1 pseudogene is annotated in these 1,091 nt (G+C 75.8%); it reads left to right on the top strand.

Going from position 1 to position 1,091, the window contains the following annotated elements:
- Positions 1-1,091 (top strand): annotated as a pseudogene (locus Mterra_RS21445) (glycoside hydrolase family 125 protein); the annotation flags it as partial.

The following is a 1,091-nucleotide window of genomic DNA, read 5'->3' as shown; positions in this document are numbered from 1 at the left end:
GCCCACCGGCCCACCGGCAACCTCGAGCTCCACCTCGAGGCCCACCCCGACCTTCCGCGCCTGCTGCGGCTGGGGGTGGCCTCGCTGGGCCTCAACGGCCTGCTCGACTTGGTGGGCGAGCCGCTTTTGGAGGTGCAGGGGCAGGGCTGGCAGGGCCGCCTGCTCGACGACTGGATCCCGGTGTGGGAGAGCCCGGCCTGCACCGTGACCCTGCTGGCCCCCTGGGGCGAGCGCGGCTTCGCGCTGCGGCTGGAGCCCAAGGCGCCCGGCCCCCTGCGGATCATCGGGCGCACCGGCCACCTGGGGCTGCGCCGCTTCCGCGAGGAGACGGTAGACGCCTTCTTCCGCGCCGGTCACGACCCCTGGACCCGCAGCCACGTGCTCGAGGCCCGCACCGAGCGCACCCTGCTGGCGCTGGGGCTCCAGGCCGACCGCGAGCCCAGCGAGCTCGAGTGGGGGGAGCAGTTCGCGATGGGGTGGAGCGCCGGGCCGGTCACGCTCTACGTGGGGGTGGCCCCCGAGGCCGACGGGGCCCGCACCACCGCGCTGCACCTGCGGCGGGTGGGCTGGGAGGGGCTGCTCGAGGCCACCCGGCGCAAGATCTTCGCCCTCACCGGCGGCTACGCGGGGCCGCTGGAGGCGAGCTACCGGCGGCACCTGCTGCTGGCCTACTTCTACGCCCAGGCCGACAGCCTCGAGGGCGAGCCCGTGCTCCTGACCTCGCGCAGCCCGCACTACTACGTCTCGGGGGCCTACTGGTCGCGCGACGCCTTGCTGTGGTTCTTCCCCGCGCTGCTGCTGGCCGACCGGCCCCGGGCGCGGCAGGTGCTGCGGGCGGCCTTCCGGCGCTACGCGCGCTGGCCCGGCGAGCACGCGCAGTACCTCGGCGGGCCCCCGCTCTACCCCGGCTTCGAGCTCGACCAGGCCGCGGCCTACCCCCTGGCGCTGGCGCGCTACCTCGAGGGCGGCCCCGACCCCGACCTCCTCCAGGAGCTGCGCGAGCCGCTGGAGTGGGTCTTCGAGCGGGTGCGGCGCGAGCGCCACCCCAGCCTGCCCCTCTACCGCACCTTCCTCTCCCCCACCGACGACCC

The organism is Calidithermus terrae (assembly GCF_003574345.1).
Classification (GTDB): Bacteria; Deinococcota; Deinococci; order Deinococcales; family Thermaceae; genus Calidithermus; species Calidithermus chliarophilus.
Note: the sequence above shows the minus strand (reverse complement) of the source record. Positions and strands in the feature narration are given on the sequence as shown.